This is a genomic window from Paralcaligenes ginsengisoli, assembly GCF_054781135.1.
The window spans coordinates 1-18,709 of sequence record NZ_BAAGUZ010000025.1; the positions used below are offsets into that span (position 1 = coordinate 1).

Here is an 18,709-nt window from a genome sequence, read left to right on the forward strand (position 1 = left end):
CCAGGACCGGACGAGGCGAGCCCCACCCCGCCTGGGCCGCCACCCCCGCGCCTCAAGAAACCCAAACAGGCACCACAAAAAACAGCCCCACGGCCAGCCACAATAAACCGCCCAACTTCAGCAGCGCCAATTCATAACGACCGCCCCACGTACCGCTCGAGAAAGGCCTTGTCCAAAATCCCCCCTTCAGTGGTCAAGTCATTCCAGACACCGCGATTATTCTTTTTACTGCGGCATTTACTGCGGCAGGCCGTTCGTAATGTACGAGCAGGGTCTATCCCAAAGCGACAATGCAATCGTGCGCCGCTCAAAGCGCCAGTTAGAGCCAGTTAAAGCCAGTTCACAAAGGCCGCCCACAAACCACTCCGGCTACACAGCAATTTCGGTAGTTTCCTTAATACGCTGCAACGTAAAACTTGAACGCATATCGACCACGGCGGGGTGCTGCATCAGCTTATCCATGGCGAATTTCGAGAATTGCGTCAGATCCTCGACCTGCACGCGCAACAAATAATCCATATCGCCGGTCATGGCATAGCACTCCACCACTTCCGGCCACAGCTGCACATCGCGCGCGAAATCGGACATAGGAGCATGACTGGCCCGCGCCGTTTTATTCAGCCGCACCGACACATACGCCAGCAAACCCAACCCAACCTTCTCCGCGTTCACCAGCGCCACATAATTTCGAATATAGCCCTCCTCCTCCAGACGCCGCACCCTTCTCAAGCACGGGCTGGGGGACAGGGCCACGCGGTCGGCCAAATCCTGGTTACTCAGCCGCCCATTGCGCTGCAATTCCATCAAAATTTGCCTGTCTGTCCTGTCTAAAGAATTTTGAGCCATATCTAACCCTAAAAACATATTATTACGACATTAAATTGCTTAATAAGCCAATATTCAAGCCATTTTTGCAATCGTCTGCTCCGGGTTTTTTCTTAAAATCTCCACTTGGCCGAGGGTATCGCAACACCACTCGTCAATCTTGACCAGGCAGGCATCTCAACCAGGCTCACCGCCTGGAACAACCCGGCCCATTTCAATCAACACTATTTGGAGCGCAGACATGAACACCGGTTTTCAGCCCTGGGACAACCCTATGGGCACAGCGGGATTTGAATTTATTGAATATGCGGCCCCCGACCCAGTGGCCATGGGCAAGGTATTCGAAACGCTGGGCTTCAAAGCCATCGCCCGTCATCGCAATAAAAACGTAACGCTCTATCGCCAGGGCGATGCCAACTTTCTCATCAATGCCGAGCCCGACTCCTTTGCCCAGCGCTTCGCCAGGCTGCACGGCCCCTCCATTTGCGCCATAGCATTTCGCGTGGACGATGCCGCCAAAGCCTACAAACGCGCGCTTGAACTGGGAGCCTGGGGCTTTGACTCGCGCAGCGGCCCCATGGAACTCAACATCCCAGCCATCAAGGGTATAGGCGATTCGCTTATCTATCTGGTCGATCGCTGGCACGGCAAAAAAGGGCATGGCGGAATCGGCGACATCAGCATTTACGACGTCGATTTTGAACCCATAGACGCCTCTACCGCCCAGGCCGACGTCAGCCACAAGGGCGCTGGACTGGCGCTCGTCGATCACCTGACACACAACGTTCACAAAGGGCGCATGGACGAATGGGCCGAGTTTTACGAGCGCCTGTTCAATTTCCGCGAAGTCCGATATTTCGACATCGAAGGCAAAATCACCGGCGTGAAATCCAAAGCGATGACATCGCCTTGCGGCAACATCCGCATTCCCATCAACGAAGAAGGCACCGAAGAAAAAGGCCAGATCCAGGAATACCTCGATCTGTACCACGGGGAAGGCATACAGCATATCGCCCTGGCCAGCACCGATATATACAGCACTGTCGAACAACTAAGGGCATCGGGCCTGCAATTTCTAAGTACGCCCGACACCTATTACGAACTGCTTGACCGCCGCTTGCCCGAACACGGAGAAAATGTCGAGCGCCTGAAAAAAAACCGGATCTTGCTGGATGGTGCTCCGGGTGGAGGCCTATTGCTGCAGATTTTCACCGAAAACCAAATCGGCCCCATCTTTTTCGAGATTATTCAGCGCAAAGGCAATGATGGGTTCGGCGAAGGCAATTTCAAAGCCTTGTTCGAATCGATCGAACTTGACCAGATGCGTCGCGGCGTCCTGAAAACGGTCGAATAACCGGAGAAGGCAACCGCCAGCAATTCCGCCGCGCTCAGGGCTTGGGTGCCGGCGCCTGATCGAGCGTCAATATCCATTCGGCAATCGCCTTGGCCTGCTCCGGACTGACCTGCGGCTGTGCCGGCATGGGCACAGCCCCCCACCGCCCCCGGCCGCCGCTGCGTATGGTCGAAGCCAGATAGTCCACGGCCCCCGCCTGTCCCGCAAAACGCCGCGCCACCAAGGTAAAGGACGGGCCGACCCGCCTTCCGTCCACCTGATGGCAGGACAGGCAATTACTGGCCCGGGCCAGATCCAGCCCCGTCGTTTGCGCGGTAGCCGGCAGTGCACAAAAAAGACTTGCAAGGCCCAGCCATGCACCAAAAAACTTTAAATTCATAGATCCTATTCCAGCCCGACGAAAAAACATAAAACAAGATTTTCGCACTACATCTTTCCAAGCTTCATCTCGGGGTATTATCGACGATATTTAATCCTAACCAAGAAAGCTTGCCCATGCTCCATTATCCCCAGTTCGACCCTATTGCCCTGCAAATCGGCCCTCTCGCCGTGCACTGGTACGGACTCATGTACCTGCTCGGATTCGGCCTGACCTGGGTACTGGGGCGATGGCGCATCAATCACGGTAAAACCGACCTGAGCGTGGGCGACCTCGAAGACATTATTTTCTACAGCGTACTCGGGGTAGTCATAGGCGGGCGTCTCGGCTATGTACTGTTCTACCAGCCATCCGAGTATTTTGCCCATCCGCTGGAAATTTTCTATCTATGGCAGGGCGGCATGTCGTTTCACGGCGGCTTGCTCGGCGTGATATTGGTGCTGTTTTTATTTGCACGCAAAAAAAACAAGACCCTGCTGGAAATCGGAGACTTCGTCGCGCCGCTGATCCCATTGGGCCTGGCCGCGGGTCGACTGGGAAATTTCATTAACGGCGAATTATGGGGCCGCCCGACAACGATGCCCTGGGGCATGATTTTCCCGCAGACCCATGACGGCATCCCCCGCCACCCCTCGCAACTCTACGAAATGGGCCTGGAGGGATTCGCCTTATTTGCCCTGGTATGGTGGTTTGCCCGCAAACCCAGGCCGGCCGGCCAGATCAGCGCTGTTTTCCTGATGGGCTATGGCACATTCCGCTTTCTGGTGGAATTTACCCGGGCACCCGATTATTTCCTGGGCCTGCTGTTCGAGGGTCTGTCGATGGGCCAACTGTTATCGATACCCATGATCATCGCAGGCGCGATCATTTTTGTGCTGAGTGCAAAAAAATCGAACCGCGCACCGAAACCGTGACCATCTCGGTTCCGCCTTCAAGCGGGACCGCAGCCTTGTCGGCCGCCATGGCCATCATGCGAGGCGCAGGCGCGTAATGCGCCCCGCCCCCGCTCAGATCGACATTGCGCACGGTATACGAAGCAAAGCCAAAGGCCTCGGTCAAGGCTTTTGCACGCTCGCGGAAGGCCTGCGCCGCCTGTGCCAGCAAGGCCTGCTCCTGCTTGGCGCGGGCTTGCGCTGACACGGAAAATGCCAGATTGGCAATCGGCATGCGATCGCTTACCTTGGCGGCCAGTTCTGATGCGGCGGCCAGATCGGTGGATTCCAGATATATTTCACCCCGGCCATGCCAACTGCTGATTTTGCCGTGATCATTATTCATGGGCCACACGCGAAAGTTGCCGCTGCTGGCCTTGACCTTCGATTTGCCGCTGACTTCCTGCATGACGCTTGCCAGCGTCATGCTGAGCTGATCGGCCACTTTGGCCTGGGACGCGCCATCGAGTTCGGATGCAAGCGTAATCTTGACGGTATCTTGCGCCACCTGTGCCGAAGCCTCGGCGCTCAGTGAAGCCTGCGGCCACTGCGCGTGGAAGGAATGCGCCGTTGACGCGGCTTCTTGCGCCTGAGCGGGAAGGATCAGGAAGCTTGCTCCGCCAGCAAGCAAGGCACCTAACAGCCATTTACGTTTTTCTTTAGACAGATACATATGGATCTCCATAAATGAAAAGCCCGCCGCGATGGACGAGCTTTTCAAAATTGCCCCGCATGTGCCGTCAAGGCCGGCATCCTGGAACCGAGGGTTCAAGGTGGTCGCTTTCAGTCAAGCTTCGGGTTCGCCTAAAAAGGAGATCACACCTACTTGCCAATCCAGCAACCTGTATGCCAATAGCATTGGTTCAAGGAATGTATGGCCATGTCACGAACACTGCAGGGACTAACCGCTGAACCGTCTTGCCAGGACAAGACCGTTCGAAATCTTTATTTCATTTGCCTGGAACAGCCCCGACCAGAACCTGATCAATCATGCTGTTCATGTCTTCAATTCTACGCTTGAAATCGCCAAGCGCAAGATTACTTAAAGGGCCGTCGGGAGCCCGCATGGATAAAAGCTCTCCGGCGATCTGTATGGCGGCCATGACCGCGATGCGCTCATTACCGGATACCTTGCCCGAACCTTTGATGCGCAACATGCGCTGGTCGACAAGCTTTACAGCACCCAATAAAGGGTCCTTTTCTTCAGGCGAGCATGCCAATGAATAGTCACGCCCCAATATCGATACGTCGACACGCTCCATCAGCTTTGCTCCTGGGCAGCGCCGGGCAGGCGCATGAGAACGGCGTCGATGCGTTCTCTGGCAACGTTGGCGGCGGCACGCAGACGCTGCGAATCAGCCTGGCTGACTTGCAAATCGTGCCTGACCGTTTCGTACTCGGCCTGATAACGTGTCGCCTCGACACGCAATTCAGCCTGGGCCGCATCGGACTGGGTGCGCAATGCATCGACTTCAGCCTGATGCTGATCGAGACGATCGGCGATGGATTGATGATCGGCATCACGGCGCTGAAGCTGATCGCGCAGGGCATTGCGTTCCTGCTCCAGGCTTTTGAGCCGTGCACGCAAGGTATCGCGCTCGGCCTGCATCAAGCGGGCGGCCTGAACCAATTGCCCGATTCGGGCAGCGAGAGAATCTAGATCTTGCAACATGGGCGTTATCGTAAACCATCCTGCCTCATAGTGGAAAGAGGCAATACGTATCCGAATAAGAGAATTGGCTCAACTCTACTATCCAACAAGCCGGCAATATAAGCAGCACGGCAAAACCGCAAGTATAGCCGCAGGCGCTCGACAAATGAGCCGTATCGCACGGATCGGGCGAAAGAATCAGTTGGCGTCCGAAACGCAAGCGGAACAATGATGAGCAAATATTGAGCGATCGCAGCCGGCAGCCCCTGCGAATCCTTTCATCCCTCTTTCCTTCACCTTTCATTATTCTTTCAATTTCGCATCGACAACACCCGCGGCCAGGCCGAGATAATTCAAATTTGCCAAATTCTAGGGAAAACCCCAAACAAGCAAGGGGAAATCAGGGTTTTCAGCGGACGCCCAGTCCTTTACCATTGCCCACCTTTCAACTATTTTAAAGCCACCTTTCAATTGCCTAACACCAAACTTAAACGTTCAGGGGCGATTAAAGCGTGATTTCCACCACGCTGTCACGGAGATAGGATCACTATGCAGCTTAAACATAAACAGGACTTCTGGTCCGGAATTATGTTTGTCGCCCTGGGTGCGGGGTTTGCCCTGGGTGCGACAAGTTATTCAATGGGCACCGCAGCCCGAATGGGCCCCGGCTACTTTCCCTTCTGGCTGGGTATCTGCATGGCTGTGCTTGGTGCGCTGGTAACAGTAAGTGCCCTGGCAGCCAAGGCCGAAAAATCGGAAATCGAGAAATTCGACTGGAGAATCGCCCTCGTCGTCATAGGCTCGGTTGCCTTATGCGGAATCGTGCTGAATTTCCTGGGTGTCTACATTTCTGTCTTTCTGCTGGTTTTTCTCAGCAGCTTTGCCAGCCACGAATTCAACTGGAAAGTTGCGGTAGCCAACGGGTTCTTCCTGGTGATTTTCGTCTGGCTGGCATTCATCAAGGGCTTGGGTTTGATCTTCCCCTTGTGGCCCAGCTTTCTAAGCAACTGAAGGAGAGATCACTATGGAATTACTCGATCACCTGATGCTGGGTTTTTCGGTGGCCCTCACACTTGAAAACGTGGCTTATTGCCTGCTGGGCTGCCTGCTCGGCACCCTGATCGGCGTGCTGCCCGGCATAGGCCCGGTTCCCACCATTGCCATGCTGCTGCCGATTACCTATGTGTTGCCGCCCGTGGCCGGCCTGATCATGCTTGCGGGCATCTACTATGGCGCCCAATACGGCGGCTCCACAACCGCCATCCTGGTGGCATTGCCGGGAGAAACTTCGGCGGTGGTCACTGTGCTGGACGGCCACCAGATGGCACGCAACGGCCGGGCGGGTGCCGCGCTGGCCATTGCTGCGCTGGGCTCATTCTTTGCCGGCTGCTTCGCTACCGTCCTGCTGGCCGCCTTCGCGCCGCCATTGGCCGAAGTGGCATTCAAGTTCGGTCCAGCCGAATATTTCTCACTCATGGTCCTGGGCCTGATCGGCGCGGTCGTGCTGGCTTCGGGCTCCCTGCCCAAGGCCATCTGCATGATCCTGCTCGGCTTGCTGCTGGGCATGGTCGGCACCGATGTGAACTCCGGAGTAGCCCGCTATGACTTCGGCATTCCCGAACTCCAGGACGGCATCGATTTCGCCGTGGTCGCCATGGGCGTATTCGGCTTCGCCGAGATCATGACCAACCTCGAACTTAAAGACCAGCGCGTCGACATTACCGGCAAAGTCGGATCACTTTACCCCAACAAACAGGAATTCAAGGAAGCCTGGCCCGCCAGCGTGCGCGGCACCATGCTGGGTTCCGCTCTGGGCATCCTGCCTGGCGGCGGAGCAGTATTGTCTTCATTCGCTTCGTACACTCTTGAGAAAAAAATCTCCAGGAACCCGGAACGCTTTGGCAAAGGCCATCCCGCCGGCCTGGCAGGCCCTGAATCGGCCAATAACGCCGCTGCCCAAACCTCGTTCATCCCACTGCTGACGCTCGGAATTCCAGGCAATGCGGTCACGGCGCTCATGGTCGGCGCCATGACCATACACAATATCCAGCCTGGCCCGCAGGTCATGACCAGCCACCCGGACCTGTTCTGGGGGTTGATCGTCTCGATGTGGATCGGCAACCTGATGCTGGTCGTTTTGAATCTCCCGCTGGTGGGCCTATGGGTAAAATTGCTTAAAGTCCCGTATCGCATACTGTTCCCTGCCATTCTGGTGTTCTGCACGGTCGGTGTGTATTCACTGAACTACAACGTCTTCGATATCTGGATGACGGCAGCCTTCGGCCTGATCGGCTATATCTGGGCGAAGCTCAAATGCGAAGGCGCTCCACTGCTGCTCGGTCTGGTGCTTGGCCCCATGATGGAGGAAAACTTCCGTAGGGCCCTGCTCCTGGCTCGCGGTGACTTCACCACTTTCGTCACCCGGCCGCTGTCCATGTCGCTGTTGCTGGCGTCAGCCATTCTGATAATCATCGTGGCACTGCCATCGATCAGGAAGAAACGCGAAGAAACCTTCGTCGAAGAAGGCTAGATCCATTTCTCCCAAGTTTGAAAAGCGCCCTGCGGGGCGCTTTTCTTATCCACTCCCGAAACGAGATGCCGAATGCGGTAATCTTATGCCTTGCCCATCCAACTCACCGGAGAATTGCCATGCCTTCCATCAATGCCAAATCCTATAATCCCACCCCCGTTTTAAACGTAGCCTTTCTTGGGCTGGGCGTTATGGGCTTTCCCATGGCCGGCCATTTGAGCCGGGCGGGACATCAGGTGACGGTCTACAACCGCACTTTCGGCAAAGCGGAAGCATGGGCCAAGGAATTCGGCGGGCGTGCCGCCAAGACCCCAAAGGAAGCGGCGCAAGGCGCAAGCATCGTGTTCTGCTGCGTAGGCAACGATGACGACCTGCGCAGCGTTGTACTGGGCGAAAACGGCGCCCTGGCGGGCATGGGCAAAGGCACGATTTTCGTGGATCACACGACCGCCTCCGCCGAAGTCGCTCGCGAGCTGTATCAAACGGCCAAGCAACAGGGCATTGGCTTTGTCGACGCCCCTGTCTCGGGCGGCCAGGCGGGAGCCGTAAACGGCGTCCTTACCGTCATGTGCGGCGGCGACGAAACGCATTTCAACACAATCCAGCCCATTGCCGCCGTCTATGCCCAAGCCGTTACGCTATTGGGTGAATCCGGCGCGGGCCAACTTTGCAAAATGGTCAATCAGATTTGCATCGCGGGCCTGGTACAGGGGCTGTCGGAAGCCATTGCGTTTGGCCAGGCATCCAAGCTGGACATGCACAAGGCACTGAAGGTAATCAGCAAAGGCGCGGCCCAGAGCTGGCAGATGGAAAATCGCGGAACCACGATGGTGGACGACAAGTTCGACTTCGGTTTTGCCGTGGACTGGATGCGCAAAGACCTGGGCCTGGTGCTGAGCGAAGCCAAACGTAATGGCGCCAGAGTACCGGTGACCGCACTGGTCGATCAGTTTTACGCGGACGTACAGCATATGGGCGGCAATCGCTGGGATACTTCCAGCCTGATCAAGCGCCTTCGCGGCTAAGGCCAGCGTATTTTCTTCCCTCACGGCCCACACGGGCCAAGCGAACAAAAATGGTCGCGGTGGCGGCCCTTTCCCTTAACAGGAGAAAGGGCCATTTTACTTACCAGGTGCTTGTCGAGGTGCTGAAATCTACCTTTGTAAGCAGATCGGCCTTGTCATATTGCATGACAACTGTCTGCGACTGAACCGTCTTGCGCTGGTAGCTTGTGAATGAGTAGCTATACACCTGCGAAGACGTTCCATTCGAGCTTGTCGACGATGAAATTGGAGCACCTAAGCGTTGCGAGACGACGCTTTTCGATGTCCCCTTGGGGAACATGGTGTTTATGCTGGATTCCGTTGCCGTAGCCAAAACCGGCGAACCCGTTGCCTTGTCCGCCAAGGCGCCTCCCGGCGCGTACATGCTCGATTCGTTGTAACCTGAATAGAATGGAATACAGCCACCCAATACAGTGCTGGCCAGGATAATCGCGATCGACATTCTTTGTTTCATTTTGCCCCCGTTGGTTAATTTTTGAAAATATATCAGCAAAACATTCAGAGAATCGTAAGTTTCTTTAGGCTGATCAATGTCGTCGCGGAATAACCACGCAGAAAAATAAATCTGGTGTTTTCAAAAATTCTTTGGGTATTTTTTTATGGTCGAAAGCATGTGCTAGCGCATTTTCGATTCGAGTGTTTACAGCACTGAACGTGTTTCAGTGACTTTGTTTTTGAGCCGTTTTTTGGCTTGGGTAGTGACTTTGGGCTGTGCGTTGCTGTGTAGGCGGCGGTGCTTTCTATAAAGACGCCGCAGGGTGGGCGGTGCTGTGTAGCCCGGCACGTCCAGCGGTCGTGGTGCTACGCACCCCGACTGCCCGGGTCTGCCTCGTCCAGGCGGGCGTCGGGCGAACTCGCCCGGCCTCGCGAGGCCGGGCTCAGACAGCGCCCGCCGAAGGCCCCCGCCTTCCCTTCGTCAGCACCCGGCGCTGGACTACCGCCGGACTACACAGCACCGCCCACCCTGCGGCTTGCGTTGAGGTAATGCATCGAGGTATCCGTTGGGGAAGCCGCGTTGAGCCAATCACAGCTACGGTGAGGCGTCGGGCGCATAGTAAATCCAGGGTTTGGCACATCGTGATGTAGTGGCCATGTGATAGAGGCATAAGTGCTGGCACGTTACCTGTTCTAGGGGTACAGGCCCATAACGGTAGATGCAAGCAAGTTGATTCCAGGCAAGCCCTAACGCGAGCCGTCTATCGGGGCTTGGGGTCAGGACCGGCGTAAGGCGTGCGCCGGATGCTACCGTAGGGAAGGCGGGGGCTTTCGGCGGGCCATGTTTGAGCGCAGCCGCGCCAGCGGCGTAGCGAGTTTGGCCCGACGCCCGCCTGGACGAGGTAGATCCGGATCAAGCACGCCGTGCCGGTCCTGACCCCAAGCCCCGATAGACGGCGTCTTTAAAGACCTATCCTCCACCCATCGAATCCCGTAAACCACTCGAACCAAAAATGCGCTAAATGTGTACAAGGGATGCCCTTGTGAGCACCCTCGCCATCCAGACCATTATGTATTGCACCGGACACGTGGGCCACTGTCGAACATGCCCTGTGCATCAAAAAAAACCCCGGACAAAAAGCCCGGGGCTATTTTTCCGGCAAGCAAGCGCTTGCCAAAGATCCGTCATTTAATCGGCAAAGACCGTTTCCTCAACCTTGGGAAGCTCAGGCTTACTTCGCTTCTTTCGCAGGAAAGAAATCACCTGCAGCAGTATCAGCAGCGCCGAGGCACCCACAAACCAGGCACTGATCGGACGCTCCACGAAGACGAATATATCGCCGCGCGACAACAACAACGCGCGCCGGAAATTTTCTTCAACCATGGGACCCAACACAAACCCCAGCAGAATCGGGGCGACCGAAAAATCCAGATAGATGAGAATGGCGCCAATAATACCGAAGACCAGCACCTCGCCAACCTGGAACAGACTGTTTTGAGTACTGAAGCAGCCTACAGCTATGAAGAACAAGGCCGAGGGAAACAAATACTTATAAGGTACCTGCAGCAGCTTGACCCAGAAACCGATCAAGGGAACATTCAGCACCAGCAACAACAAGTTGCCGACCCAGAAGCTGGCGATCAGGCCCCAGAAAATATCCGGGTGCGAAATGATCAGCTGCGGCCCTGGCTGTATGCCTTGTATCAGCAAAGCGCCCAGAATCAAGGCCATCACCGCATCGCCTGGAATGCCCAGGGTCATGGTAGGAATGAAATCGACCTGTGTTTTCGAGTGGGAAGCGGCTTCCGGCGAGGCAACACCTTCAATCGCACCATGGCCGAAACGCTCGGGATGCTTGGATATCTTGCGTTCCAGGGCATAGGCGACAAAAGTCGTAATGGTCGGTCCAGTACCCGGCAAGGCCCCAAACAGTACGCCAACCAGCGTGCCGCGCACCAATGGGAAGAAGGATTGCTTCAATTCCGCCATGGATGGGCGCATATCGCGCAAGCTCATCTTCATGCCGCTGCCGACGATCGACATGCGATTGACGCTCAATAGAAACTCGGCAACACCGAACAAGCCCATGGCAATGGCAACCAGATCGACGCCATCCTCCAGGCTCAGCATGCCAAAGGTGAAGCGCATCGTGCCGGTGTTGACGTCCGTGCCGGCTACGCCAATCAGCAGGCCGAACAGTGTCATGGCCACCCCTTTGATGGGCGACCCCTTGGACATGGTGGAGCCGGCCAGCAAGCCCAGCAGCATAATGGAGAATATTTCGGCGGGCCCGAATTTAAACGCCACTTCAACCAGGAGCGGTGAGAAAAACACCATGACCAGAATACCCACGGATGCCGCGAAAAACGACGCGATCATCGTGATGCCAAGAGCGGTACCGCCTTTTCCATTCTTGGTCATCGGGTAACCATCCAGGCATGTCACGGCATGGGGTGGATGGCATGGCAGATTCAACAGAATCGCACCGATCGCCCCACCATACATGGAACCGTAAAAAATCCCGGCCAACATCAAGATGGCAGGCACCGGATGCATAACGTAGGTGAGGGGCAACAAGATGGATATGGCGGACAAGGCTCCCAGGCCTGGCAGAACTCCAATCAGATTTCCGACTACGACGCCGAAAACAGACCACATCAGATTATGCAGTTCAAACGCAACACCGAACCCATACCAGAGGTCAAGCAATGATTTCATTATCATGATTCAACCCCAATGCAACAGCGGAAACTGTAACTGCAGCGCCCACCAAAAAATGACAATGGCCACGACGCACATGGAAAGAGACAGAATGACGGCAGCCTTGATCGTGTTCTTTCTATCACCCAAAGCAGAGATAAACACGACAGCGAACGTGGCGGGCAGCAGGCCCGTGTATTCACCCAATACAATAAACGCCGCAATCCCGCCCAGAATACAAAACCAGCCTCGCCATTCGGGAGGCAGGTCATGAGGACCGGCAACGTTATGGTGTCCCCGCCCCCCAACTGCAATCAGCACCCCCATGAGCGCCATCAAGCCACCCACGGCGGCAGGGAAAAAACCCGGCCCCATATGGCTTAACGAACCGATCTGGTAGCTCGTTCCCTCTAGTATGGCACCGAGCCCTAACACCACCATTAGGGCCCCGCCGTAATAATCCTTATTGATATTGCCCTTGAACACTGAAACAACTCCTATGCGAAATTCTGCCGAAATATCAGTGACTAAGGGAATAGAAAGTCACTCTAAGGACAGTCTCAAAAGTATGAAGGAGTGCTCTTTACAGAAAGCTGAATTCTAGGGTTTATCCCTAAGACAAAATACCAAGCACGAGTTTGAAAAGAACTAACCCGGAAAATGCTCGCCATGTCCAGGGAACCGTTATCTGAATCGCGGGATTTTCAACACCGCGCACAAACCGACCCCGCCATCGATCCCTGGCTCACCGTCCTTCAAGACCACGGTACCGCCATTGCGTTCGGCATAGGCCAGGGAGATGGCCAGGCCCAGGCCGGAGCCGGAGCCCCTGGGCCCCTGTCTTTGCGTATTGCCACGCTCGAATCGCATGAAAACACTCTCGCGCAGCAGCGGATCGAGCCCATGGCCATTGTCGGACACCGACGCCCACGCCCAATTTTCATCGATGCCGACCTCAACCGTTATCGTGCAGTCTCGCCCCGCATGATTAATGGCGTTGTGGACCAGGTTGGCCAGGGACTCATGGATTTCCGCTTCGCTGCCCAATGCCCACACTTGAGACGGCGAGACCAAGGGAAGAACCTCGGCCGGTTCGGCCCAGCCCAGGTCCTGATTCTGTTCTCGCGCCAAGGGCAAATACTGTAGAACCACATCTCGCGCAAGCACGTTCAGGTCTACTTTTTCCTGGCGCGCGCCACCTTGCCGGTTCGCATGCGCCAGGGACAGCAGTTGCTCGGTCAGGCGAGTCATGCGGCCCAATTGCATGACGATGGCCGACAAGGATTCGCGCAGCCTGACGATATCCGGTTCGCGTCGTGCGTATTGCGCCTGCGTCAGCATGATGGCCAGCGGAGTGCGCAACTGATGCGATGCGTCGGCCAGAAATTGCGCCTGCTTGTCCAGAATGCCGCGATACAGGTCGATATGATGGTTGACCGCGTTAACCAGCGGCACAACCTCGCGGGGAACGTGCTCCGCATCCAGCGGCATCAAGTTATCGACCCTGCGCGCCCTGACCTCGTGCCGCAGGCGCTTGAGCGGGCGCAACGCCCATTCCACGCTGAACCATACCAACAGGACAACAATCAGCATCATGCGCCCGTCGCGGAACAAGGCGGCGATCCCGGCTTCGTGCTCGGTGCGCAAACGCACACTCATGCTTTCGCCAACCAGCACAATAATCTGCCGGTGTACCCCGTGATAGTGAAGATCGCGCCACAAGGCCACCATGCGCACCGCATCGCCGCGATAACTGGCATCGTAAAACACCGGCAAGCCTTCGTTATCGGCCAGATTGGCCGGACGCGGCAGGCCCTGCATGCCCAGTAGGGTTCTGCCTTCGGACTGCTGGGCATTGGTTCCCGCAAGACTGAGTACGCCCGGGGTCACTTCTTCGACTCGAAAGTACTTCCGGCTCCCGGCCCGCGACTCCAGCATGACCTGCGCATAAAATGGCGGATCAATGCGCAAAGTTCCGTCCGTATTGAATTCAACACTGGTTTCCAGCACTTTGGCCGGTTCGAGCAAAGCACTGTCGTAGACCTGCTCGGTAATATCGGTCAGCGATCTGTAGTCGTTCCAGCTATCAATAAGCAGCAGGGTGACCACGCCCGGAATCAAAAGCACCAGCAACCAAAAACGAATGCTGCCCAAGGTTTTACGCTTTATCCACGCCATGGGTTACAAGCTGCCCTGAATGCTTTCAAGCATATAGCCCAGGCCGCGCACCGTGACGATACGCACGTCGCTGCCCGCCAGTTTTTTCCGCAAACGGTGCAGAACCACCTCGATGGCATCCGGACTGGCATCGCTTTCGTGCTCGAACACTTTGCTGAACAACTGGTTTTTTTCGACCGGCACCCCCGCTCGCAGCATCAGCGCCCCCAAGGCCGCATGCTCGCGGGGGGTAAGGTGGACGATCGCGCCATCCAGAGAAAAAGAACGGCTTTCATTATCGTACTCGAGCGCCCCGCACTGCAGCCGCGGGACCGGCCGGCCGCGGCTGCGACGCACCAGGGCGGTAAGGCGTGCCTCGAGTTCTTCCAGCGCAAACGGTTTGGTTAAAAAATCGTCCGCGCCCAGATTCAAGCCCCGCACTCGATCATGCAAAGCTCCTTGGGCCGTCAGGATCAACACCGGCGTCACATCGCCGCTGGCACGCAGCTCGCGCAACAAAACCAGCCCATGCTTGTCGGGCAGGCGCAAGTCCATCACAACGGCGTCGTATTCCGTCTCGGCAAGCTTCTGTTCGGCGGTACGGGCATCGGCGGCATGGTCCGGCACAAAGCCGCTCTGCGCAAGAGCCCGCTCGAGCCACGATGCCATTTCGCGCTCGTCTTCAACCAGCAGTATGCGCATGATCCTTGTGATTGTTAAGATCCGGATTGCGTTGGCCGTGGGTCCGCTGACGCAGAAAACGGGTGTCCTGCCCACGTTTGAACAAGATTACCGCCAATTCGTTCAAAGCTAACGTATATACCTCTCGTTTAAACTCGATGACCGCCTCGAGCGGCACCCAGTATTGACTCCAACGCCAGGCGTCGAACTCCGGATGATGGCTGGCACGCAGACTCACATCGGTGTCGCGCCCGACCATTCTCAACAAAAACCAGATCTGTTTTTGCCCCTTATAGTGGCCGCGAGAATCGCGCCGAACAAAATTGCTCGGCACGTTGTAACGCAGCCAATCACGCGTACGCCCTAATATCCGAACATGTTCGGGCTGCAGGCCCACTTCCTCGTGAAGCTCTCGGTACATGGCTTGAACGGGACTCTCGCCATATTTGATGCCTCCTTGCGGAAACTGCCATGCATGTTCACGAATACGTTTACCCCAGAAAACCTCGTTTTTTTGGTTTACGAGGATAATGCCGACATTAGGACGGTAGCCTTCACGGTCTAACATAGGCCACCCCAAAAGCGAATTCAATACAATTACGCCTGATTATACGTATCTGTCGAGATCCCCACCATGCGCGCATCCAAGTATCACATTAATACACTCAAAGAAGCTCCTGCCGAAACCGAAGTCGTCAGCCATCAACTCATGACCCGGGCGGGCATGATCCGCAAAGTAGCGGGCGGCATCTATACCTATATGCCTCTGGGCCTGCGGGTCCTGCGCAAGATAGAAGGCATCGTGCGCGACGAAATGAACAACGCCGGAGCCATCGAACTACTCATGCCCGTCGTCCAGCCGGCCGAGCTCTGGGTGGAATCGGGGCGCTGGGAACAGTATGGCGCCGAGCTTCTGCGCATCAAGGATCGCCATCAGCGCGATTTCGTCTTGCAGCCGACATCGGAAGAAGTCATTACCGACATCGCCCGCAACGAAATCCACAGCTGGCGCCAGTTACCGGTCAATTTCTATCATATCCAGACCAAATTCCGCGACGAACGCCGCCCCCGATTCGGCTTGATGCGGGGGCGCGAATTCACCATGAAAGACGCCTATTCGTTCGATCGGGACGAGGCTTCGGCACAATCCAGCTACGACGCCATGTACCAGGCGTACATGCAGATTTTCACGCGCCTGGGCCTGGAATTCCGAGCCGTGGCGGCCGACACAGGGTCGATAGGCGGCTCGCGCAGTCACGAATTCCAGGTTATCGCCGATACCGGCGAAGACCTGATCGTCTATAACCCCGATTCCCAGTATGCGGCGAATATCGAACTGGCGGCAGCCCCCAGCCTGATCGCCAAACGCGGCACAGCCACCGAAACGCTGGTCCAGGCCCCTACCCCGGATGCGGCCAAGTGCGAAATCGTGGCCCGGCAGCTTCAACGCCCGCTTACCGATACGGTAAAGTCGATCGTGCTGGCGACCGAGGCGGCCGACGGTAAGGGTGATGCAACAATATGGCTCCTGCTGCTGCGTGGCGACCACGAACTGAACGAAATCAAGGCGGGCAAGCTGGCGGGGTTTGAAAACGGCTTCCGCTTTGCGTCGGAAAATGAAATTCTCGATACCTTCGGCTGCGTGCCCGGATACCTCGGACCGCTCAAGCCTTTAAAACCCGTTGCCATCATTGCCGACAGCACGGTTGCCAACATGAGCAATTTCATTTGCGGCGCCAATCGCGAAGGTTTTCACTATACGGGCGTCAACTGGGGCCGCGATTTGCCCGAACCCGAAATTGCCGACCTGCGCAACGTGGTCGCCGGCGATCCGGATCCGCAAGGCGGGCATCTGGCTATTCAACGAGGCATCGAAGTGGGCCATGTGTTTTTTCTGGGCGACAAATATTCAAAAGCCCTGGACGCCACTTTCCTCGACACCGACGGCAAGCCGACACTGTTGCAAATGGGCTGCTATGGAATCGGCATCAGCCGGATTGCGGCGGCGGCAATCGAACAGAGCCACGACGAAAAAGGCATAGTCTGGCCCAGAGCCATTGCCCCTTTCGAAGCTGTCATCTGCCCGATGGGCTGGCATAAAAGTGAAACAGTTCGCAACGCCGCCGACACCCTGTACCGCGATCTGCTGGCCGCCGGCGTGGAAACCATACTCGACGACCGGGACATACGCCCCGGAGTCATGTTTGCCGAATGGGAGCTCATCGGTGTGCCTTTACGCATCACGATCGGCGACCGCGGACTGAAAGAAGGCTTGGTCGAGATTCAGGCGCGATGCGACGACACCGCCGCCAAGGTGCCGGTCGGCGACGCCCTGGAATCTTGCATCGAGCGTTTAAAATCACTTTGACGGGCCACCCGGCGATTGCCGGCCGGCTTCGCTGGGGCGAAGCCGTGGCTGTCACACCGCTTAACCATTCTCATGTCCACTGAAACACCTGATAAATTTTCTACTCTGCAGATTCGCGTATATTACGAAGACACCGACGCCGGGGGCGTGGTGTTTTACGCGAATTATCTAAAATTTCTCGAAAGAGGCCGCACCGAATGGCTACGCCGCCTGGGGGTGGACCAGTCCGAACTGGCCAAACGCGAACATCGAATGTTCGTGGTCAAAACAGTTGAAATACAATATCGCAAACCAGCCCGACTCGACGATTTACTCACGGTACACAGTAAAATCACTCGCCTTGGCCCCGCCTCGATCAATTTTCGGCAATATGCCGAGTGCGGCGGGGAACTGCTGTGCGAAAGTACCATCCAAGTCTGCTGCGTGGACACGAATACGTTTCGCCCTGCCGCATTAACTAAAGAACTTAGAACTCTTCTGGAAAAGGTTCAGGAATAATTATGCAAGCCTCCAACGACATGTCGTTGCTTACTTTACTGCTCAACGCCAGTATTCCAGTTCAGCTCGTCATGCTGGTCCTGTTGGCTATTTCGGTTTTGTCATGGACATACATCTTCAGCAAGCGAGCCACGCTCAAGCGCGCAAACGAACAAACGCGCCGCTTTGAAGACGATTTCTGGGCCGGCGGCGATCTGTCCGTTCTACAGCAGGCTATTTCCAGCCGCCGCGCCGAACATGGCTCCCTGGCCCGAATTTTCGATGCGGGCATGGCCGAATTCGTCAAGGCGCGCCGCAGCAACGGCGGCGGCGAATCCATGCTCGACGGCCCTCGCCGCGCCATGCGCGCCACCTACCAGCGCGAAATGGATGGCCTCGAGTCCCACCTCAACTTCCTGGCCTCGGCCGGGTCGGTAAGTCCTTATATAGGACTGCTCGGAACAGTCTGGGGGATCATGCACGCATTCATAGGCCTGTCGACCATGCAACAGGCCACACTGGCCGCCGTTGCGCCGGGGATTGCCGAAGCACTGATTGCCACGGCCATCGGCCTCTTTGCGGCGATTCCAGCCGTCATTGCCTACAATCGCTACACGAACGAAATCGATCGCCTGTCCATCCGTTTCGACAGTTTCATCGACGAATTTCTTAACATATTGCAACGGCAGGTGCGCTGATGCCCTCCAACCGCGGCGGCAACGGCCGTTCGGGCCGGCGCCTGAAAAACGAAATCAATGTCGTGCCTTATATCGACGTCATGCTGGTGCTGCTGGTTATCTTCATGGTGACGGCACCCATGATTACCCCTGGGCTCATCAATTTGCCCTCGGTCGGACAGGCCGCCGAAGTCCCTGCCGCGCCTCTCGAGGTGCAGATCTCCGAAGATGGTTCCATTGCACTGAGGAAACGCGAGCCCGGTGCGGAATTCGAGAAGATAAACAGCGAGAGTCTCGTCAGTGAAGTGCAGTCGCGGCTTACTGCCGAAACGCCGGTGGTCATTGCCGCCGATGGCAAGGTCCCTTATGAGTCGGTAATGAAAGTCATGGATCAGCTACGCTCCAACGGTGTCACCCGATTAGGTTTGCTCGTCGATCAGAACGCCGGCGCAAACACGCTTAAAAAATAGCTTGAAGC

The 18,709-nt window shown here is 56.3% G+C and carries 20 protein-coding genes and 1 other RNA gene; 9 read left to right on the plus strand and 12 right to left on the minus strand.

The features are described from left to right. Positions 1-369 precede the first annotated feature (369 nt). Complete coding sequence (locus ACYVIS_RS12250) at positions 370-846, minus strand: Lrp/AsnC family transcriptional regulator (RefSeq protein ID WP_232742695.1); 477 nt, start codon at positions 844-846, stop codon at positions 370-372. 220 nt (positions 847-1,066) lie between these two features. Here ACYVIS_RS12250 and hppD point away from each other — a divergent pair, with 220 nt between their 5' ends. Next, positions 1,067-2,179 carry a 4-hydroxyphenylpyruvate dioxygenase gene (gene hppD / locus ACYVIS_RS12255; RefSeq protein ID WP_232742694.1) on the plus strand — a complete coding sequence of 371 codons (1,113 nt, stop codon included), beginning with the start codon at positions 1,067-1,069 and terminating at the stop codon, positions 2,177-2,179. A gap of 34 nt (positions 2,180-2,213) precedes the next feature. Here the strand turns inward: hppD and ACYVIS_RS12260 are convergent, their stop codons facing one another. After that, positions 2,214-2,558 carry a c-type cytochrome gene (locus ACYVIS_RS12260; RefSeq protein ID WP_460874084.1) on the minus strand — a complete coding sequence of 115 codons (345 nt, stop codon included), beginning with the start codon at positions 2,556-2,558 and terminating at the stop codon, positions 2,214-2,216. Between the two features lie 116 nt (positions 2,559-2,674). Here ACYVIS_RS12260 and lgt point away from each other — a divergent pair, with 116 nt between their 5' ends. Then, complete coding sequence (lgt, locus tag ACYVIS_RS12265) at positions 2,675-3,472, plus strand: prolipoprotein diacylglyceryl transferase (RefSeq protein ID WP_232742692.1); 798 nt, start codon at positions 2,675-2,677, stop codon at positions 3,470-3,472. Here lgt and ACYVIS_RS12270 read toward each other — a convergent pair. The 4 genes from ACYVIS_RS12270 to ACYVIS_RS12285 all read right to left on the minus strand — a co-directional run bounded on the left by ACYVIS_RS12270 (position 3,423) and on the right by ACYVIS_RS12285 (position 5,162). Beyond that, positions 3,423-4,163: an SIMPL domain-containing protein gene (locus tag ACYVIS_RS12270; protein ID WP_460874085.1), complete on the minus strand. Its 741-nt coding sequence runs from the start codon at positions 4,161-4,163 to the stop codon at positions 3,423-3,425. The two genes, lgt and ACYVIS_RS12270, sit on opposite strands and share 50 nt — an antisense overlap. A gap of 48 nt (positions 4,164-4,211) precedes the next feature. Beyond that, positions 4,212-4,394, minus strand: a non-coding RNA gene (gene ssrS, locus ACYVIS_RS12275) — 6S RNA. A gap of 46 nt (positions 4,395-4,440) precedes the next feature. After that, on the minus strand, positions 4,441-4,752 hold the full coding sequence (locus tag ACYVIS_RS12280) for a cell division protein ZapA (protein WP_232742690.1): 312 nt from the start codon (positions 4,750-4,752) through the stop codon (positions 4,441-4,443). After that, positions 4,752-5,162, minus strand: a complete 411-nt coding sequence (locus ACYVIS_RS12285) for a cell division protein ZapB (RefSeq protein WP_232742689.1) — start codon at positions 5,160-5,162, stop codon at positions 4,752-4,754. Before ACYVIS_RS12285 ends, ACYVIS_RS12280 begins: the two co-directional genes overlap by 1 nt. 528 nt (positions 5,163-5,690) lie before the next feature. Here ACYVIS_RS12285 and ACYVIS_RS12290 point away from each other — a divergent pair. The 3 genes from ACYVIS_RS12290 to ACYVIS_RS12300 all read left to right on the plus strand — a co-directional run bounded on the left by ACYVIS_RS12290 (position 5,691) and on the right by ACYVIS_RS12300 (position 8,696). Continuing rightward, a complete protein-coding gene (locus tag ACYVIS_RS12290; protein WP_232742688.1) occupies positions 5,691-6,152 on the plus strand; it encodes a tripartite tricarboxylate transporter TctB family protein in 462 nt (153 codons plus the stop codon). 13 nt (positions 6,153-6,165) lie between these two features. Continuing rightward, the gene (locus tag ACYVIS_RS12295; RefSeq protein WP_232742687.1) at positions 6,166-7,671 is read left to right on the plus strand and encodes a tripartite tricarboxylate transporter permease; all 1,506 of its coding nucleotides are present in this window, start codon (positions 6,166-6,168) and stop codon (positions 7,669-7,671) included. A 119-nt stretch (positions 7,672-7,790) separates the two neighbouring features. Continuing rightward, positions 7,791-8,696, plus strand: a complete 906-nt coding sequence (locus ACYVIS_RS12300; RefSeq protein ID WP_232742686.1) for an NAD(P)-dependent oxidoreductase — start codon at positions 7,791-7,793, stop codon at positions 8,694-8,696. Positions 8,697-8,796: 100 nt separating this feature from the next. Here the strand turns inward: ACYVIS_RS12300 and ACYVIS_RS12305 are convergent, their stop codons facing one another. The 6 genes from ACYVIS_RS12305 to ACYVIS_RS12330 all read right to left on the minus strand — a co-directional run bounded on the left by ACYVIS_RS12305 (position 8,797) and on the right by ACYVIS_RS12330 (position 15,277). Then, a complete protein-coding gene (locus ACYVIS_RS12305; RefSeq protein WP_232742685.1) occupies positions 8,797-9,177 on the minus strand; it encodes a hypothetical protein in 381 nt (126 codons plus the stop codon). 1,182 nt (positions 9,178-10,359) lie between these two features. Beyond that, positions 10,360-11,895 (minus strand): tripartite tricarboxylate transporter permease, encoded by a 1,536-nt coding sequence (locus tag ACYVIS_RS12310; RefSeq protein WP_460874086.1) that lies wholly within the window; start codon positions 11,893-11,895, stop codon positions 10,360-10,362. A gap of 3 nt (positions 11,896-11,898) precedes the next feature. Then, the gene (locus ACYVIS_RS12315) at positions 11,899-12,312 is read right to left on the minus strand and encodes a tripartite tricarboxylate transporter TctB family protein (protein WP_232744779.1); all 414 of its coding nucleotides are present in this window, start codon (positions 12,310-12,312) and stop codon (positions 11,899-11,901) included. Between the two features lie 243 nt (positions 12,313-12,555). Continuing rightward, a complete protein-coding gene (locus tag ACYVIS_RS12320; protein ID WP_460874087.1) occupies positions 12,556-14,049 on the minus strand; it encodes a sensor histidine kinase in 1,494 nt (497 codons plus the stop codon). A 3-nt stretch (positions 14,050-14,052) separates the two neighbouring features. Then, positions 14,053-14,730 carry a response regulator gene (locus ACYVIS_RS12325; RefSeq protein WP_232742682.1) on the minus strand — a complete coding sequence of 226 codons (678 nt, stop codon included), beginning with the start codon at positions 14,728-14,730 and terminating at the stop codon, positions 14,053-14,055. Continuing rightward, positions 14,711-15,277, minus strand: a complete 567-nt coding sequence (locus ACYVIS_RS12330) for an RNA pyrophosphohydrolase (protein WP_232742681.1) — start codon at positions 15,275-15,277, stop codon at positions 14,711-14,713. Before ACYVIS_RS12330 ends, ACYVIS_RS12325 begins: the two co-directional genes overlap by 20 nt. A 66-nt stretch (positions 15,278-15,343) precedes the next feature. On the opposite strand from ACYVIS_RS12330, the gene ACYVIS_RS12335 reads away from it, so the two are divergent. From ACYVIS_RS12335 to tolR, 4 genes are all read left to right on the plus strand, one after another. Next, positions 15,344-17,077, plus strand: coding sequence for a proline--tRNA ligase (locus ACYVIS_RS12335; protein WP_460874088.1), 1,734 nt, complete (start codon positions 15,344-15,346; stop codon positions 17,075-17,077). A 72-nt stretch (positions 17,078-17,149) separates the two neighbouring features. Next, positions 17,150-17,575, plus strand: coding sequence for a tol-pal system-associated acyl-CoA thioesterase (gene ybgC, locus ACYVIS_RS12340; protein ID WP_232742679.1), 426 nt, complete (start codon positions 17,150-17,152; stop codon positions 17,573-17,575). A gap of 2 nt (positions 17,576-17,577) precedes the next feature. Beyond that, positions 17,578-18,252: a protein TolQ gene (gene tolQ, locus ACYVIS_RS12345; protein ID WP_232742678.1), complete on the plus strand. Its 675-nt coding sequence runs from the start codon at positions 17,578-17,580 to the stop codon at positions 18,250-18,252. Continuing rightward, positions 18,252-18,701: a protein TolR gene (tolR, locus tag ACYVIS_RS12350; protein WP_232742677.1), complete on the plus strand. Its 450-nt coding sequence runs from the start codon at positions 18,252-18,254 to the stop codon at positions 18,699-18,701. Before tolQ ends, tolR begins: the two co-directional genes overlap by 1 nt. Positions 18,702-18,709 lie beyond the last annotated feature (8 nt).

Excerpts from the sequence above, each read along its gene's own strand:
- ACYVIS_RS12320 (WP_460874087.1), bottom strand. The coding sequence starts at position 14,049 with ATGGCGTGGATAAAGCGTAAAACCTTGGGCAGCATTCGTTTTTGGTTG.
- ACYVIS_RS12295 (WP_232742687.1), top strand. The coding sequence starts at position 6,166 with ATGGAATTACTCGATCACCTGATGCTGGGTTTTTCGGTGGCCCTCACA.
- ACYVIS_RS12305 (WP_232742685.1), bottom strand. The coding sequence starts at position 9,177 with ATGTCGATCGCGATTATCCTGGCCAGCACTGTATTGGGTGGCTGTATT.
- ACYVIS_RS12300 (WP_232742686.1), top strand. The coding sequence starts at position 7,791 with ATGCCTTCCATCAATGCCAAATCCTATAATCCCACCCCCGTTTTAAAC.
- ACYVIS_RS12260 (WP_460874084.1), bottom strand. The coding sequence starts at position 2,558 with ATGAATTTAAAGTTTTTTGGTGCATGGCTGGGCCTTGCAAGTCTTTTT.
- ACYVIS_RS12270 (WP_460874085.1), bottom strand. The coding sequence starts at position 4,163 with ATGTATCTGTCTAAAGAAAAACGTAAATGGCTGTTAGGTGCCTTGCTT.
- ACYVIS_RS12315 (WP_232744779.1), bottom strand. The coding sequence starts at position 12,312 with ATGGTGGTGTTAGGGCTCGGTGCCATACTAGAGGGAACGAGCTACCAG.
- ACYVIS_RS12325 (WP_232742682.1), bottom strand. The coding sequence starts at position 14,730 with ATGCGCATACTGCTGGTTGAAGACGAGCGCGAAATGGCATCGTGGCTC.
- ACYVIS_RS12290 (WP_232742688.1), top strand. The coding sequence starts at position 5,691 with ATGCAGCTTAAACATAAACAGGACTTCTGGTCCGGAATTATGTTTGTC.
- ACYVIS_RS12250 (WP_232742695.1), bottom strand. The coding sequence starts at position 846 with ATGGCTCAAAATTCTTTAGACAGGACAGACAGGCAAATTTTGATGGAA.
- ACYVIS_RS12310 (WP_460874086.1), bottom strand. The coding sequence starts at position 11,895 with ATGATAATGAAATCATTGCTTGACCTCTGGTATGGGTTCGGTGTTGCG.
- hppD (WP_232742694.1), top strand. The coding sequence starts at position 1,067 with ATGAACACCGGTTTTCAGCCCTGGGACAACCCTATGGGCACAGCGGGA.
- ACYVIS_RS12285 (WP_232742689.1), bottom strand. The coding sequence starts at position 5,162 with ATGTTGCAAGATCTAGATTCTCTCGCTGCCCGAATCGGGCAATTGGTT.
- ACYVIS_RS12335 (WP_460874088.1), top strand. The coding sequence starts at position 15,344 with ATGCGCGCATCCAAGTATCACATTAATACACTCAAAGAAGCTCCTGCC.
- ACYVIS_RS12330 (WP_232742681.1), bottom strand. The coding sequence starts at position 15,277 with ATGTTAGACCGTGAAGGCTACCGTCCTAATGTCGGCATTATCCTCGTA.
- tolR (WP_232742677.1), top strand. The coding sequence starts at position 18,252 with ATGCCCTCCAACCGCGGCGGCAACGGCCGTTCGGGCCGGCGCCTGAAA.
- lgt (WP_232742692.1), top strand. The coding sequence starts at position 2,675 with ATGCTCCATTATCCCCAGTTCGACCCTATTGCCCTGCAAATCGGCCCT.
- ACYVIS_RS12280 (WP_232742690.1), bottom strand. The coding sequence starts at position 4,752 with ATGGAGCGTGTCGACGTATCGATATTGGGGCGTGACTATTCATTGGCA.
- ybgC (WP_232742679.1), top strand. The coding sequence starts at position 17,150 with ATGTCCACTGAAACACCTGATAAATTTTCTACTCTGCAGATTCGCGTA.
- tolQ (WP_232742678.1), top strand. The coding sequence starts at position 17,578 with ATGCAAGCCTCCAACGACATGTCGTTGCTTACTTTACTGCTCAACGCC.